The organism is Ruegeria sp. G5 (assembly GCF_056533365.1).
In genome coordinates, this window is record NZ_JBQFOK010000009.1 from 152,710 (window position 1) to 168,544 (window position 15,835).

Annotated in this window: 16 protein-coding genes; 3 read left to right on the forward strand and 13 right to left on the reverse strand. The window is 54.8% G+C overall.

Features of this window, described 5'->3' with window-relative positions; genetic code table 11:
- The first annotated feature begins 6 nt into the window (after nt 1-6).
- Entirely contained in the window at nt 7-1,047 is a 1,041-nt protein-coding gene (locus ACR0BD_RS15945; RefSeq protein ID WP_480831868.1) for a phosphotransferase family protein, read from the forward strand.
- Here ACR0BD_RS15945 and ACR0BD_RS15950 read toward each other — a convergent pair.
- Nucleotides 1,022-1,636 carry a DsbA family protein gene (locus ACR0BD_RS15950; protein WP_480831870.1) on the reverse strand — a complete coding sequence of 205 codons (615 nt, stop codon included), beginning with the start codon at nt 1,634-1,636 and terminating at the stop codon, nt 1,022-1,024. The two genes, ACR0BD_RS15945 and ACR0BD_RS15950, sit on opposite strands and share 26 nt — an antisense overlap.
- Before the next feature lie 179 nt (nt 1,637-1,815).
- Between ACR0BD_RS15950 and ACR0BD_RS15955 the strand changes: the two genes are divergently transcribed.
- Together ACR0BD_RS15955 and ACR0BD_RS15960 are read left to right on the forward strand one after the other, a co-directional pair.
- Nucleotides 1,816-3,045, forward strand: coding sequence for a serine hydrolase domain-containing protein (locus ACR0BD_RS15955; RefSeq protein ID WP_480831871.1), 1,230 nt, complete (start codon nt 1,816-1,818; stop codon nt 3,043-3,045).
- A gap of 49 nt (nt 3,046-3,094) precedes the next feature.
- Nucleotides 3,095-3,958, forward strand: coding sequence for an acyl-CoA thioesterase (locus ACR0BD_RS15960; RefSeq protein ID WP_480831873.1), 864 nt, complete (start codon nt 3,095-3,097; stop codon nt 3,956-3,958).
- 2 nt (nt 3,959-3,960) lie between these two features.
- Here the strand turns inward: ACR0BD_RS15960 and ACR0BD_RS15965 are convergent, their stop codons facing one another.
- From ACR0BD_RS15965 to ACR0BD_RS16020, 12 genes are all read right to left on the reverse strand, one after another.
- Complete coding sequence (locus ACR0BD_RS15965; RefSeq protein WP_480831875.1) at nt 3,961-4,728, reverse strand: SDR family oxidoreductase; 768 nt, start codon at nt 4,726-4,728, stop codon at nt 3,961-3,963.
- A 111-nt stretch (nt 4,729-4,839) separates the two neighbouring features.
- Complete coding sequence (locus tag ACR0BD_RS15970; protein WP_480831941.1) at nt 4,840-6,069, reverse strand: acyl-CoA dehydrogenase; 1,230 nt, start codon at nt 6,067-6,069, stop codon at nt 4,840-4,842.
- A 124-nt stretch (nt 6,070-6,193) separates the two neighbouring features.
- The gene (phoB, locus tag ACR0BD_RS15975) at nt 6,194-6,883 is read right to left on the reverse strand and encodes a phosphate regulon transcriptional regulator PhoB (protein WP_480831876.1); all 690 of its coding nucleotides are present in this window, start codon (nt 6,881-6,883) and stop codon (nt 6,194-6,196) included.
- 3 nt (nt 6,884-6,886) lie between these two features.
- A complete protein-coding gene (gene phoU / locus ACR0BD_RS15980; RefSeq protein WP_480831878.1) occupies nt 6,887-7,597 on the reverse strand; it encodes a phosphate signaling complex protein PhoU in 711 nt (236 codons plus the stop codon).
- 16 nt (nt 7,598-7,613) lie between these two features.
- Nucleotides 7,614-8,411, reverse strand: coding sequence for a phosphate ABC transporter ATP-binding protein PstB (gene pstB, locus ACR0BD_RS15985; RefSeq protein ID WP_170354173.1), 798 nt, complete (start codon nt 8,409-8,411; stop codon nt 7,614-7,616).
- Between the two features lie 10 nt (nt 8,412-8,421).
- Entirely contained in the window at nt 8,422-9,783 is a 1,362-nt protein-coding gene (gene pstA / locus ACR0BD_RS15990) for a phosphate ABC transporter permease PstA (protein ID WP_480831880.1), read from the reverse strand.
- Nucleotides 9,780-11,252: a phosphate ABC transporter permease subunit PstC gene (pstC, locus tag ACR0BD_RS15995; RefSeq protein WP_480831882.1), complete on the reverse strand. Its 1,473-nt coding sequence runs from the start codon at nt 11,250-11,252 to the stop codon at nt 9,780-9,782. Before pstC ends, pstA begins: the two co-directional genes overlap by 4 nt.
- Nucleotides 11,253-11,335: 83 nt before the next feature.
- A complete protein-coding gene (locus tag ACR0BD_RS16000; RefSeq protein WP_480693561.1) occupies nt 11,336-12,376 on the reverse strand; it encodes a substrate-binding domain-containing protein in 1,041 nt (346 codons plus the stop codon).
- 185 nt (nt 12,377-12,561) lie between these two features.
- On the reverse strand, nt 12,562-13,608 hold the full coding sequence (locus ACR0BD_RS16005) for an ATP-binding protein (RefSeq protein WP_480831884.1): 1,047 nt from the start codon (nt 13,606-13,608) through the stop codon (nt 12,562-12,564).
- A 21-nt stretch (nt 13,609-13,629) separates the two neighbouring features.
- Nucleotides 13,630-14,151: a gamma carbonic anhydrase family protein gene (locus tag ACR0BD_RS16010; RefSeq protein WP_480831886.1), complete on the reverse strand. Its 522-nt coding sequence runs from the start codon at nt 14,149-14,151 to the stop codon at nt 13,630-13,632.
- Entirely contained in the window at nt 14,148-14,789 is a 642-nt protein-coding gene (gene gmk / locus ACR0BD_RS16015; protein ID WP_480693564.1) for a guanylate kinase, read from the reverse strand. The genes ACR0BD_RS16010 and gmk overlap by 4 nt, the downstream gene beginning before the upstream one ends.
- 16 nt (nt 14,790-14,805) lie before the next feature.
- Nucleotides 14,806-15,684, reverse strand: a complete 879-nt coding sequence (locus ACR0BD_RS16020) for a YicC/YloC family endoribonuclease (protein WP_480831888.1) — start codon at nt 15,682-15,684, stop codon at nt 14,806-14,808.
- Nucleotides 15,685-15,835 lie beyond the last annotated feature (151 nt).

Below are 15,835 nucleotides of genomic sequence, written 5' to 3' on the forward strand. Positions count from 1 at the left end.
GCGGAAATGACACAGAACACCACGTTGGACCTCACGGCTGTCGACCAATACCTAAAACAGCACCTGGCGGGCTATCAGGGTCCGTTAGAGGCGACCAAGTTCGCTGTCGGCCAATCCAACCCGACATTTGAACTGCGAACGCCGTCAGCTACTTACGTTTTACGCCGCAAACCACCGGGAATGCTGCTGAAATCCGCCCATGCAGTCGAACGTGAATTCCGTGTTCAGCAAGCGCTTGCCGCGACAGACGTGCCTGTCCCCAAAATGTACCTGCTCTGCGAGGATGAGAGCGTTATCGGCTCGTCTTTCTACGTCATGGAACGCCTTCAGGGGCGCGGTTTTCTGGAACCAACGATGGATGGCGAAGACAACGATACCCGACAAGGTGTCTTTGACGAAATGAACAGAGTTCTGGCGGCATTGCACGGAGTAGACATCGAGAAAGTCGGTCTGTCGGATTACGGTCCGCCCGGAAACTACTTTGAGCGTCAGATCTCTCGTTGGACAAAGCAATACAAAGCCAGCGAAACAGAAACGATCGCTGAAATGGACGAGCTTATAACGTCACTGGACAGCGCGATGCCAGAAGACGACGGGCAGCGTACGCTGGTGCACGGTGACTACAGGATCGATAATATGCTTTTCGATGTCGGTGGAACCCGGTGCGTCGGTCTTTTGGATTGGGAGCTTTCGACAATTGGTCATCCTTATGCCGACTTGGCTGCTGTCATCATGCAATGGCAAATGCCACCGGGTAAAGAAGGGCGCGGATTGGCTGGAATTGACCGAGGAAAACTCGGCATACCGTCCGATCACAAATTCATAGAAAGCTATTGCCGCCGTCGTGGGATATCTTCGATCGACAATTTCGGCTTTTATTTAGGGTTCAACTTTTTCCGCATGGCAGGGATTCTGCAAGGCGTGTACAAGCGGGCGCTTGATGGGAATGCATCAGACCCAATACGTGCCCAAAAACTGGGGGCTTACGTACCGATGTTTGCCCAGCACGGGCTCGCGGCCGTCAACCAAGGGAAGGGTGCTGATTAAGCTCAACTTCCAGATTGGATAAACTGTTTTTGCCAAAGAACATCTCGTTCTCTATGAACATGGCGGGGACACCAAATACGCCCTTTTTCACGGCCGCCTTGGACTGATCTTTGAGACGTTGTTTAATATCCGGACGGGTCATCGCTTCCCGCAATTTTCGAACGGGCAGGTCGTTTTCGCGCAAAATATCCGTCAGGATAGTCAAGTCATCTGCCTTTTGGCCGTGCACCCAAATCGCATCAAATATCGCATTTATATAACTGCTTTCCCATGATTTTCCCTGCGCATACACCGCCCCACGCATGGCAAATTTTGTATTGAGCGGGAAATGCGGACTCATGTGGAAACTAATCCCGCGTCGCCGTGCAAAACGATGCAGATCGTGTGTTAGGTAAGCCGTCTTTTGGCGATTTTCGGAAAACGCGTGAAACGGGCTTTGGTTATTCGTCGCCTTGAACACGATGGACAGTAGAACAGGCACCATGTTCACACCAACCCTGTGCCGCGCCGCGATATCCGGCAGCATCTTATGCGCCAGATAAGTGTTTGGACTGCAGAAATCATAAATAAAATCGATAGTTTGGGTCATTTTCCTCTCCCGTACCGAAGAATTACAGCGAAACCCACAACAACTCGAATCTGTAACAACGTGAGTGTACCACTTGCCTGACAAACCCAGAGGAAAATAAGAAAAGCTGGTTTTTCCTGTTAATTAACCCTTCTTTTGCGCAAGGTAACGCTTGCGCCGGTCAGGAGTTTTAAGAACCGATGAACCAACAGATTTCATTTGATGCACAACGACTGACCCGCATCCGGGATTGGATGCAAAGATATGTCGACGACCGAAAATACGCCGGCTGTTCTTTTCTGCTGCACCGAGGCGGTGATGAGGTTTTTTTCCACGCGACCGGTCAACGCAGCGTCGAGCGTGGCTTGCCTTTTGAACGGGATACGGTTGCAAGAATCTATTCCATGACAAAACCGATAACTTCGGTTGCACTTATGATGCTGGTTGAACGTGGCTTGTTTCACTTAGACGCGCAACTGTCGGATTTTATTCCCGAGTTTCGCGATATTCATGCGCTGATCCCCCAAGCAGGAAGGCTGGATCAGACAGAGCCTGCGTCGCCGATAACCCTGCACCATCTTCTGACGCACACCAGCGGCCTCAGCTATCCCTTTAACCCAGGCATTGTGCCCAAGGCTATGGATGAGCTCGACCTTATCTTTTCACCGGCTCAGGGCCCACTGAAGTACCGTGTGGCCGAACTGGCTACACTACCTGTGACATTTCAACCCGGGACACGGTGGGAATATTCCGTTGCGATTGACGTGCTGGGTCGCGTGATCGAAATCGTCTCTGGGCAGCCCCTGGACCAATTCCTGACGGAAAACATCCTCGCACCCTTGGGAATGACCGACACAGGATTTTCCGTGCCAAACGGGGCAGGGGATCGCTTCGCCTCTCTTTACACACCGTTGGCCGGTGACGCGATGGCTTTGAACTCTGCCGAGAGCGGAGGCGACTCTCTACGCTTGGTCGACGAAGCCGGAAACTCGCCATTTGAACGAGCCACCTTGTTCTCAGGTGGAGGAGGGCTGGTCGGTACGATCGACGATTATGCCAAGTTCGCTGACATGCTCAGAAACCGCGGTTCCTTTGATCAAGGCCGTATTCTAGGGCCCAAGACAGTAGATTACATGCTTTCCAACCACTTGCCGGGCGACATTGCATCAATGGGTCCTCAAAGTTTTGCTGAACAACCGATGGAAGGCATGGGCTTCGGACTAGGAGGCGCTGTCATCATCAACCCGGCCAGAACAAAAACTCCGGGTTCCGTGGGCGACTTCAGCTGGGGTGGCATGGCATCCACTTTCTTTTGGGTCGATCGCCAAAACGACACAACGGCTGTGTTCTTCACTCAGTTGTCGCCATCCAGTTCATACCCGTCACGGGCCGAACTCAAAGCGCTTGTCCTTGGGGCAATGATTGCTTGAGCATTCCCAGCTTGATACTCCGGCTAACAAAGTGAATTGGAGGGTCAAGATGACCGAAGCAGAACGAATTCTTCTTGATCTGTTGAATGTTGAGCGGCTTGAGGTTGATTTGTACCGCGGCGTCGGCTCTGGCGGAGAAACACCAACCCGAATTTTTGGCGGGCAGGTTGTTGCCCAAGCACTGGCGGCCGCTTACAGAACGGTCGAAGATCGGCTGTGTCACTCTTTGCACGCCTATTTCATCCGCCCAGGCGATCCATCCATTCCTGTTGTTTATCAAGTTGATAGAGCCCGAGATGGCGGTTCCTTCACAACCAGGCGCGTTGTGGCCATTCAGCACGGAAAACAAATACTTAACCTTTCCGCGTCATTCCACATCCGTGACGAAGGTTGGGAACATCAACATCCCATGCCGGCTATGGACGCTCCGGAGAATTACCCCGCGAGAACAGACTTACGGCAGCGTTACACGGATATCGTTCCGCAAAAACTACGTGGTGAACTTTTACGCGAAAGACCGATTGAAGTCCGCGAAGTCAGCCATTTGAATCCGTTTGACCCCGAGAAATCTGATGATCGGAACCAGGTGTGGTTTCGAATGAAATCAGCCACAGAACAGGATGAAATAACGCAACAATTACTGCTGACATATGCATCCGACATGTACCTGATGAGTTCCGGGATGCGTCCGCACGGGCTGAGCTGGTTTACCGGAGAAGTGAACAGCGCAAGCTTGGATCACGCGCTTTGGTTTCACGCACCCGTCCGTTTTCAAAACTGGCATCTTTACGCAATGGACTCGCCATGGGGCGGGCAGGGACGTAGCTTCAATCGCGGCTCGATCTACGCCGAGAATGGAACACTGGTCGCTTCGGTTGCACAGGAAGGCCTCATGCGCAGAGTAAAAAAGTGAGTTTAGTTTTTTTCGACAAACACCTGATTTAACTTACGCATTCCACCCAGCCAACGATCGTAGTCCTCAGTTTTATGCCGTATATAATCCAAGACTTGAGGATGTGGCAGTATCAGGAACTTTTCTTCAGCAATCGCTTTTACACAGGCTGAGGCAACTTCGTCCGGTTCTAACATTCCGTCTATCGCAGCCACCGAATCCTCGTGTCCGCGGGTCATTTCCGAACGCACGGCCTGTGGGCACAGAACAGAGACCCGCAAACCTTTATTTCCGTAGGTCAATGACAGCCACTCGGCGAACCCGACCGCGGCATGTTTGGAAACGCCATACGGCGCAGCGCCGGGCTGATTCAGCAATCCGGCCGCCGAGGCCGTGGTCATAATGTATCCACCGCCACGTGCAATCATGCGCGGAACAAGATGCCGAGCGGTCCAGATATGTGACATAACATTGATCTTCCAGATACGGTCCCAATCTTCATCGGGCACGTCCAGACCACCAAGTGTCAGAATACCTGCATTCGCACAGAAAAGATCAATAGGTCCAACGTCTTGCTCGACGCTATTGATCAGTGCTTCGGTATCGCTTTCTTTTGATACATCGCATTTAAACGCAAAGCCGGAAATCTGTCGCGCAACGCTTTCGGCTCCGTCATAGTCGATATCGGCACAAACAACCCGCGCTCCTTCATTCGCAAAGCGCAGCGCTAGTCCTTTACCGATACCGCCAGCAGCACCCGTGACTACGACCGTTTTTCCGTTCAAATCCATTTATCATCCCAGCGCTGTGTTTACGGGAGGATCGTAGGCCTTTGGCTGCAAATGAAAAGAACGGATCCGGGTTACTTATTTATTTACCATAATACCGATTATACACTTTGCTTAATAAAATGCCTGTAGCCCCGTCTGCGCACGGCCCAATATCAATGCGTGGACATCATGCGTGCCTTCATAGGTGTTTACAGTCTCTAAATTCACCATGTGCCGGATCACCTGAAACTCAAGTGAGATCCCGTTCCCACCATGCATGTCGCGTGACATCCTTGCGATATCCAGCGCTTTCCCGCAGTTGTTTCTTTTGACGATCGAGATCATCTCTGGCGCGGCTTTCGCATCATCCATCAAGCGTCCGACTTGCAAACTCGCCTGCAAACCCAATGCAATTTCTGTTTGCATGTCCGCCAACTTGCGTTGGAACAACTGAGTTTGGGCCAGCGGTTTATCGAACTGCTTTCGGTCCAGCCCATATTGACGTGCCGCATGCCAGCAGCATTCGGCTGCACCCATCACCCCCCAGCTAATGCCGTAACGCGCGCGATTCAGACATCCAAAGGGTCCCTTCAAACCCTGAACGTGCGGCAGCAATGCGCTCTCGTCAACTTCGACTCCGTCCAGAACAATTTCACCGGTGATCGAGGCGCGAAGACTCAATTTGTTTTGTATCTTTGGCGCACTCAGACCTTTGAGGCCTTTTTCCAGCACAAACCCACGTATCTTACCACCATGCGCGTCGGATTTTGCCCAAACAACAAAGACATCCGCAATAGGTGCGTTGGAAATCCACATCTTGCTACCCGTCAGGCGGTAGCCACCGTCGATTTTCTCAGCCCGTGTTTTCATCCCAGCCGGATCAGAACCCGCGTCGGCCTCGGTCAAGCCAAAGCAACCAATCCATTCTCCGCTGGCAAGTTTTGGCAGATACTTTTGGCGCTGTTCTTCGCTGCCATAGGCATAAATCGGGTACATAACCAACGAGCTTTGAACAGACATCATCGAGCGATACCCAGAGTCAACACGCTCAACCTCGCGCGCAACAAGGCCGTATGATACGTAGCCGCCGCCTAGCCCGCCGTATTCTTCTGGGATCGTGGTGCCCAAAAGACCCATTTCGCCCATCTCACGGAAGATTTCCGGGTCGGTTTCTTCCTTTTGGAACGCTTCGGTCACGCGTGGTTGCAGCTTTTCCTGCGCATAAGCTTGTGCGGACGCTGCAATCATACGCTCGTCTTCGGTCAGTTGGTCCGACAAGCGGAACGGATCGTCCCACGTGAACTGCCCCAGATCAGGCGCATCCTTGGCACGCAAGGCGGGTTTTGTATCATGAGCGTTCATGGCAGTTCTCCGGGTCATCAACTTGAGCGCAAGCTAACCCAGTGACGCGGCAAAAAACAGTCAGAGTTTCGCATCTACCCATGAGCAAAACTCATAAGTTCGTGCGATGCCCCTGCCCCGTTAGTCAGCCCAATGCGTATCCGGCACCCCGAACCGTCCGCACCGGATCTTCGCCACCATGCTGTGTCAACGCCTTGCGCAAACGCCCAATGTGGACGTCTACAGTGCGCGTATCCACATAGATGTCACGCCCCCAAACCCGGTCAAGCAACTGTTCACGGCTCCAGACACGACCCGGCTTTTCCATGAATGTGCTTAACAGGCGAAACTCGGTTGGGCCCAGTTTCAACGGTTTGCTATCACGGCTGACCTTATGTGTCTCAGAGTCCAGAATGATGTCATCGAACTCCAGGCGTATTCCTACTGTTGCTGGGCGTACGCGGCGTAGCTGAGTCCGGACACGCGCCATCAACTCAACGACCGAATAGGGTTTTACAACATAGTCATCCGCACCCGTTTCCAACCCACGCACCTTGTCGACCTCTTCTGTGCGGGCCGACAACATGATGATTGGGATGGACCGGGTGTCGGGCCGGGATTTAAGGCGGCGGCATACCTCGATGCCGCTCAGGTTCGGCATCATCCAATCCAGCACGACAATGTCCGGATGCTCTTCGTCAACCAGTAGCATCGCCTCGTCACCGCTGGCGGCTTTGGAAACGCGAAACCCTTCGGCCTCGAGGTTATAGGCAAGCACTTCGCGTTGCGCCGGTTCGTCTTCAACGACCAGAACTGTTGGCTGATCAGCTGACATGACTTAGACCTCCTGCGTGGTATGCGATGTGATATCGGCTTTGGGACGCGCCTCGGTCGGGCGTTCGCCAGTCACCAGGTAGACGACCTGTTCGGCGATTGCGGTCACGTGGTCGCCCATGCGCTCGATATTCTTGGCGATGAAATGCAGATGCATACACGAGGAAATGTTGCGCGGGTCTTCGGCCATGAAGGTCAGGAATTCGCGGAACAATCCATTGTACATTTGGTCCACTTCTTCGTCACGGTTGATGACATCGGTGGCCAATTCGGCGTCTCGCTGAATATAGGCATCCAGCGCATCACGCAGCATCACCTCAACCTCGCGTGCCATGCGGCGAAGGGCGGATGCGCTGCCGTTGATCTCGCCTGCATTGACCAGAACAGTGGTCCGTTTTGCGATGTTTTTTGAATAGTCACCGATACGTTCAAGGTTGCCGGCCACTTTCAGTACAGACAGAACCAGACGCAAATCGCTGGCAGTAGGCGCGCGCAGCGCGATCAAGCGCGCGGTTTCCTCGTCGATCAGTTCTTCCAGCGCGTCGATGGCCTTGTCGCCTTGACGGACCTGCTGGGCCAGTTCCTCGTCGCGGGTTTCCAAAGACCGGGCCGCGCTCATGATGGCCGCTTCGACCAGGCCGCCCATCTTCATGATGTGGGCCTGAATTGCTTCAAGGTCGCGGTCGAAAGCGGATGCAATATGTTGTTCGGTCATGCTCAAATACCTGTACTCAGCCGATCCGGCCGGTGATGTAGCTTTCGGTGCGGGGATCTTCAGGATTGGTAAAGATTTGCCCCGTTTCGCCAAATTCGACGAGGTTGCCCAGGTGGAAGAAAGCCGTCTTTTGGCTGACCCGCGCGGCCTGCTGCATCGAGTGGGTCACGATGACCACAGAATAGCGCGAGCGCAGTTCGTCGATCAGTTCCTCGACCTGTGCCGTCGCAATCGGGTCCAGCGCTGAACATGGCTCGTCCATCAGCAAAACCTCGGGCTCGGTCGCCACGGCGCGGGCGATGCACAGGCGCTGCTGCTGGCCACCCGACAGGCCGGTGCCGGGGGCGTCCAGACGATCCTTGACCTCATCCCAGATCGCACCGCGACGCAGGGATTTTTCAACGATCTCATCCAGTTCCGCCTTGTTCTTGGCAAGGCCGTGAATGCGGGGGCCATAGGCCACGTTGTCATAGATCGATTTGGGGAACGGGTTGGGTTTCTGAAACACCATCCCCACCTTGGCCCGCAGCTGCACCGGATCGACGCGCTTGTCATAGATGTCTTCGCCATCCAGCAGGATATCGCCCTCGACCCGGCAGATGTCGATCGTGTCGTTCATCCGGTTCAGGCAGCGCAGGAACGTGGACTTGCCGCAGCCCGACGGACCGATAAAGGCGGTCACGGTCTTGTCTTCGATCTGAACATCCACGTCCTTGATGGCGTGAGTGTCGCCGTAATAGACCTGAACCTTGTTCGCGGCGATCTTGATAGCTTTGGAGTCCACGGCTCTCTCCACTCGTGTCATGTCGTTCATAATAAGCCCCTTACCAGCGGCGTTCAAAGCGGCGGCGCAGTATGACCGCGATGGTGTTCATTGTCACAAGGAAGATCAACAGGATGATGATGCCCCCCCATGCGCGTTCGTAAAAAGCCGGGTCGGCGCGTTTGGACCACTCGTAAATCTGCGCCGGCATGGCCGAGTTCGGAGACAGGAAGCCAGCCACCAGCCCGTCGGGCGGGTTCGAGGCTATGAAGCCCACCATCCCGATCAGCAACAATGGCGCGGTTTCTCCAAGCGCCTGTGCCAGACCGATGATCGTACCGGTCAGGATGCCGGGCGCGGCCAGCGGCAGAACATGGTGGAACACCGCTTGCATTTTCGAGGCCCCTACCCCAAGTGCTGCATCCCGGATCGACGGCGGCACGGCTTTCAGAGACGCACGGGTCGAGATGATGATCGTCGGCAGTGTCATCAGCGTCAGCACCAGACCACCCACCAGCGGCGCCGAAGTCGGCAGGTGCATGTAGTTGATGAACACGGCCAAACCCAGAATACCGAACACAATCGACGGCACAGCGGCCAGGTTCGAGATATTGACTTCGATGATATCCGTCAGCCGGTTCTGCGGCGCAAACTCCTCAAGATAGATCGAGGCGGCAACACCAATCGGCAGCGCCAGTGCCAGCACGACAAACATCATGAACAGCGAGCCCAGCATCGAGACACCGATCCCCGCAGCCTCGGGCCGTTGGTCGGAGGCGTCAGAGCCTAAGATGAAATCTGGGTTGAACGCCTTGTACAGAACACCCGCGTCTCGCAGTTGATCGACGAAATCCAGCTGAGCGACAGTGATGCTTTTGTCATTGGCGATGGACTCGCGGGTCACGCGGCCCTTCATGTACCCGTCGACACGGCTGTTGACCAAAAAGCGGAAGCTGACGGTTTTGCCGATCTCATCAGGGTTTGCGATAACATAATTCCGCAGTTCGGCTTGGGCAGCTTTGGACAGGATACCGCCCATTTCCTTGGGCGTGAGGTCGGTCTGGATGCCCAGTTGTTGTACCTCTGCCTCAATCGCCGAGGCGATCAGAGGCGCATAGCCAAAGGTCGAGACCTTTTTGATATCGTCGATATTGCGGTTGCCGTTTTTGTCCAGCTTGTCTTCCTTCAGCTCGACATTCAGCTCAAGAAAGCTCTGCTGGAACGCGCCGGTCCCTGCTGTCACAATGTTGGTGACCAGAACAATCAGCATCAACAAGCCAAGCGCGATGGCCGCGATACCGTACATTTTGAACCGGGTTTCTGCAGCGTTGCGACGTTTGGTGCGCGTGTCCTGCTCGAACAGCGAACCGCCCTTGGGCTTTGCAGCCGGAGCAGCGGCGGGTGTTTGGGAAATGTCGGTCATTCGTACTGCTCCCGGTATTTGCGTACGATGTAGAGGGCAAAGATATTCAGCCCCAGTGTGATGATGAACAGGGTCAGACCCAGTGCAAAGGCCACCAGTGTTTCCGCGCTGGCAAAGTCGGTATCGCCGGTCAACTGGCTGACGATCCGCGTGGTGATCGTGGTCATCGCCTCAAACGGGTTGCCCGAGAATTTGGCAATGGCACCAGCGGCCATCACAACGATCATCGTCTCACCGATGGCACGGCTGGCAGCCAGCAAGATCGCACCAACGATCCCCGGCAGCGCGGCGGGCAGAACCACCTGACGCACGGTTTCTGATTTGGTCGCGCCGAGACCCAAAGAGCCATCGCGCATCGATTGCGGTACCGCGTTGATGATGTCGTCCGACAGCGACGACACAAACGGGATCAACATGATGCCCATTACCAGACCGGCCGTGAGCACGGCATTGGAACTGGCCATCCATCCAACCCCAAGCGCTCCGCCGTCCCCGAACAGGGAAACAAGCGCAGGGCCGACTGTCAGCAAAGCAAACAAGCCGTAGACGATGGTGGGAATCCCCGCCAGGATCTCAAGCAAAGGTTTGGCTGCAGAGCGTACTGCTCCCGACGCGTATTCCGACAAGTAGATTGCCGCGAAAAGACCGATCGGCACCGCAACCAACAGCGCGATCAGCGAGATATACAGCGTGCCCCACAAGAGCGGCAAAATGGATAGCTCACTGCCACCGCGAAAGTTCGGGGCCCATGTGCTGCCAAAGAAAAAGTCTTTCCAGTCGTGCAGCTTAAAGAAATTGAGCGTTTCGAAGAACATCGAAAGAACAATGCCGACCGTGGTCAGAATGGCGATTGAGGCCGCCAGAAGCAGCAACGCCAGAACGCCCTGCTCAACCACATTGCGCGCACGAAACTCTTTATGAGTACGGATGTATGAGAAGGCACCACCCAGAAGCGCTACAAAAAGCACAATCACCTGCATCGCAACCGTTCCCGTTGCGGTCATGCTGCGATATTTCTGCGCCGCGTTCAGGATGGGTTTGGTGATGTCCTGTGTGAGGACCTGCCCTGCATCTTTCAATTGCTGGGTAATCGTTTCAATATCTGCGTCGACGTTGCTTGCCTGCGCCTCGCTTATTGCACCCAGGTCGACAGCTCCGTCCAACCCGTCTGCAACGCGGCGCACTTCGCTCAGAACCAATCCACGATCAGATCCCTCGTCGATGACCGTGTCCGGAATCATGCCCGAGATCGTGTTGTTTATGACCAAAGGCTGGGCCAACAACCAAACGATCAATAGTCCCAAAGCGGGTACTATCGCGGTCAAGGCAACATTGTACCCGTAGTAGGATGGCAAAGAATGCAAGTCGCGCGCATCACCACCAGCGGTAGCCAAGGCCCGCGAACGTCCGGTGAAAAAACCAATCACTGCCAGAGCAAGCAGGATGAGCAACAGCCAAGATAACGACATTTTAGCCCCATTGGGATGGCAGTGGCAGAGTCAAAAAGAACCGGGGCGCGCTTAGACCGCCCCGGTTCCATAAGCAAGGGGTATTAGGAACCGCCGCCCAGAACGGTTTCGTTCGCAACTGCTTCCTGAACTTTTACCAGCTCAGGGTCCGAAACCAGACCGTACTCGGCCAACGGGCCATCGGGGCCTGCGATCTCGTCTGCGACGAAGAACTCAGCATATTCTTTCAGGCCGGGGATCACGCCGATGTGGGCTTTCTTGACGTAGAAGAACAGCGGACGCGAGACCGGATATTCGCCGGTTGCGATCGACTCGGTCGACGGAACGATACCGGACATGGTCGCAACCTGCAGCTTGTCGGTGTTGTTCTCATAGAACGCCAGACCAAAGACGCCGATGCCGTCTTTGTTGCTGTCGATACGGGCCAGAGTTTCAGTGTAGTCGCCGTCGATGTCGACCGAAACGCCGTCGGTGCGGATCGCGATGCACTGCTTTTCAGCGGCTTTCTTGTCGTCGCCGGCTGCTGCTTTGAAGACTTCGAAATCGCCCAGGTGCTCACACCCTGCCAGGATAACCTTGTCTTCGAACACTTCACGGGTGCCGTGCTTGGTGCCCGGGATGAAGGTTGCGATCGGCTGCGCCGGGAAGTCCGGGTTCACGTCGGCCCAGGTCTTGTTGGGGTTGTCGACAACCTCGCCGTCTACGACGATTTTCGCGGCCAGCGCTTTGTACCAGTCTTCCGGCGTGAACTCGAACGAGTTGCCGTTGATGTCGGATGCGAAAACGATGCCGTCATAACCGATCTGAACTTCGATGATGTCGGTTACGCCGTTTTCGGCACATGCTTTGATTTCTTTTTCGCGGATGGCGCGCGATGCGTTTGCAACGTCGATGGTGTTTTCGCCAACACCTTCACAGAAACGCTTCAGGCCAGCCGAAGAACCACCCGATTCAACAACCGGTGTCGGGAAATCAAAGTTTTCACCGAAGGCTTCCGCTACGATCGAAGCGTAAGGCAGAACAGTCGAAGAACCAGCAACCTGTACCTGGTCGCGCGCAGCAGCAGCAGTAGCCGAAACGGCAGCGATAGTCAGAGCCGAAGCCGACAGTTTTACAAAGGACATCTCAGTCTCCTTGAGAAAGATGGATAATGATCACCCCCATGATGATCTTGCCGCACCCCTAAGAGCCGCGCGTAAGCCTTTTGTGACAGGTTTGTAACGGTTTTATGACAACCGAATTTGTTCACATGAAAATCGCGGGATGTTTTTTCGCGGCCTACGACCTCATGGGCGACCTAAAAGGTCATTCACATCGGCAAAATGACTGTAAAAACAGAACCTTTGCCTAAATCGCTTTCAACCCGCAGGCGCCCTCGGTGGCGATTAACGATGTGTTTTACAATTGCCAGTCCAAGACCCGTTCCGCCCAATTGTCGCGACCTGTGACTGTCGGCTCGGTAGAATCGCTCTGTCAGACGCGGCAGGTGAACTGCATCGATTCCAGGGCCATTGTCGGCGACCTGAACACGTACCGCTGGCCCGCGCATCGCCGTATCCCGATCCGAGGCAAAGATGCTGACGTCAACGCGTCCGCCCTTGCTGCCGTACTTTATCCCGTTTTCGATCAGATTGGTGAAAACCTGCCGCAACTGATCGCTGTCTCCGGCAATGGAAATCGGCTCTTGCCCCTCATTCAAACCAAGTTCCACGCCGGCACTTTCAGCCAAAGGCCGAAGACTCAGGATCGTTGACCGCAACAAACCGGTAAGCTGGACCTGCTGTTTCGGGCGCACGCGCTCTTCGCTTTCGACGCGGTTCAGCGACAGCAGGTCATCGACCAGCCGATTCATACGGCTGGCTTCATCTGTCATGATCTGAAGGAACCTGTCGCGCGCAGCACTGTCATCACGAGCCGGACCACGCAATGTCTCGATAAAGCCCATCAGAGCGGTCAAAGGCGTTCTTAGCTCGTGGCTGACATTGGCCACAAAGTCACGCCTCATCTGTCCCGCCTGCTCAAGATGTGTGACATCCTGGAAAACGGCGAGCACCGCCCCACCAGAAACGGCCCCGACGCCATTCATATAGCGAAACTCAACTTCAAAAGTGGTGTCCTGCGCGCCATCGTTAGATAGGTGCCGGGTCTTGGCCGGGCCTTTGGTGCGAAGGCTCTGTTCCATCGCCTCAATAACCTGGGGCTGTCGAAGGATTGTCGCAAAATGCCGGGTTTCTATGTTTTGACCCAGCAGTGTTTTGGCGTCGGTGTTCGCTGCGATTATCCTTTCGGTCTGGTCCACCAGTAATGCTGGCAAGGGAATGGCCGAGACGATCTCGCTAAGCTGCGCTTCTGGCATTTTTCTTTCTTTCCGAGGGCTTCAGACCGGTTTCAGATTTTCCCGGAACCTACGCATGTTGTTCTGGTAGTGTTGCGCGCTCAGAGTCAGCTTTTTTGCGGATGTTTCATCAAGTTGACGCACGACCTTGCCCGGTGATCCCATCACCAGTGAATTATCTGGGATTTCTTTTCCTTCGGTGATCAACGCACCCGCTCCGATCAAGCAATTCTTGCCGATCTTTGCACCGTTCAAGACAATGGCGCCCATCCCGATCAACGAGTTTTCGCCGATCGTACAACCGTGCAGCATGACCTTGTGACCAATCGTACAGTTTTTCCCGATGGTCAGAGGGTACCCGGGATCAACATGCATCACGCAGTTTTCCTGTACGTTCGACCCTTCGCCTACGCGAATCTCTTCGTGGTCGGCCCGAAGCGTGCTGCAAAACCAGACCGAGGCCCCCTCTTCCAGAACAACCTTCCCAATCAAATTGGCATCCGGCGCAACCCAAGTATCTGCGTGGAGTTGCGGCGTCAGGTCACCTAATGCGTATATGGTCATGATTGTCCCTCGAATTCGCTTTGCAGGGTACGAACGTGGTTTTGCAGTTTGGGCTGTTGAATGCGGCGCATTCTTTCGGCGCTGACGATGGTTTTCAGCTTTTCCTCGGTTGCATCAAGATCGTCGTTGATCAGTACATAGTCGTAGTACCCCCAGTGACTGATCTCATCCCAGCTTTTCATCATACGTTTGGCGATCACGTCTTCGCTGTCCTGACCGCGGCTTTCCAACCGGCGACGCAGCTCAGGGATCGAAGGCGGCAGGATGAAAATGGATAAGGCATGTTTGCCAAGGTCCGAATTCCGGATCTGCACCTCACCCTGCCAGTCCACGTCAAACAGAACGTCTTTGCCGCCATTGATCGACTGACGCACAGGGCCTGCGGGTGAGCCATAGAAGTTGCCAAAGACATGCGCGTGCTCAAGCATTTGCCCTTCGGCCACTTGCTGACGGAATTCATCCTCGCTTAGAAAGAAGTACTCGCGACCGTGTTCTTCACCGGTACGAGGGGCACGCGTCGTGGCCGAGACCGAGAACTCCAGATCGGTGTCCCATTTCATCAACCGCTTAGCCAGGGTCGACTTCCCTGCCCCCGACGGTGAAGACAAAATGATAAGTAGGCCGCGTCGATCCGCCATTTGGGCGCTCCTGTCTTTATTCCACGTTCTGCACTTGCTCGCGCATCTGGTCTATTACGGCCTTCAACTCAAGCCCAACTGCGGTCAGATCTGCGCTTTGCGCCTTGGAGCACAGTGTATTTGCCTCTCGATTGAATTCCTGCATCAGGAAATCCAACTTGCGTCCGACCGCTGCATCCTGTTGCAGCAGGTCGTGTGCTGCAGCGACATGCGCCTTCAACCGGTCGATTTCTTCTGTAACGTCCGATTTGACGGCGATCAGCGCGAGTTCCTGTGCAAGACGATCAGGTTCAACCCCCTGTGCATTGTCCAGCACACGCGCAAGATTTTCTTTCAGCGTCTCGGTCATTTTATCTTTGCGCAGTTCGGCCAGCTCTGCGGCGCGCCCTGTCAAAGCGGAGACCTCTTCCAGCTGGCCACCCAGAATCGCGGCCAGAGCCTGACCCTCGCTTTCGCGCATGCGGATAAAGTCGGCCAGAACGTCCGAAAATTCGGTTTTCAACTGCTCGACCAAGGGTGCGGGATCATCCACGTCACTGCCACCGTCGATCATACCCTTAAGCGACAGAAGATCGGCTGCGGTAGATGGAGCCAGCGTTACGTTCTGCTCGGTTGCCATATCTTGCGCGCGTGACAATGCAGTGAGTACGGCCGTCATGGCCGCCTCGTTCAGAACGATATCCGGTACAGATTCGTCCCTGCTGAGCCGCAGCGACAGAGTTACGTTTCCACGATGCAGAGACTTAGATAACGTTGCACGCAAAGCGGCCTCAAGACCCGTAAGCCAGTCCGGCATGCGCAGTCGCAGGTCCAGCCCCTTGCCATTCACACTGCGCAGCTCCCACGTCCAGTTATGTGGCCCGAGCTCACCTTTTCCAGATGCGAATGCTGTCATGGATCTGATCATGCGGGCCCTTTCCGTCGCTGCATGTCTTCACTTTCTGAGCGCACCTAATGGTATTGCTGCGTACAGAGCAAGAGTTAGCTGAGTTTGTCTATTCAGCGCGTAAGTTAACCATTCATTAAAGAATTCATCCAAAATTGAA